1 protein-coding gene is annotated in these 251 nt (G+C 56.2%); it reads right to left on the reverse strand.

The genetic code is table 11. From position 1 onward, the window contains the following. Window positions 1-251, reverse strand: a 251-nt coding sequence (locus F1735_RS36170) for a hypothetical protein (protein WP_222853222.1), incomplete at both ends; no start/stop codon positions are given.

The raw sequence follows: 251 nt of genomic DNA on the forward strand, positions 1-251 counted from the left end.
CCGGAAGCGGTGCCTTTAGTCCCAAGCCGGCAGTATATCCGACCCGGTTATTTTGCTTGTCGAACACGATGCCCCCCTCTGCACTGCCGCGCAGGATCGTGGCGCCCGCACTGACGGTCCGAGCATCGCCAGCGAAATTTTCTCCGGTATTTCCTTTAACATAGGTAACGGCCACAGCCGGTCCAAAATCAGTGCCTACTGTTCCACCGTAGGAGTTAAACACAGCAAGGGTTGGTTTAGAGCCGTTGGCA

Origin of the sequence: Massilia genomosp. 1 (assembly GCF_011682185.1) — a bacterium.
Lineage (GTDB): Bacteria > Pseudomonadota > Gammaproteobacteria > Burkholderiales > Burkholderiaceae_D > Telluria_A > Telluria_A rubra.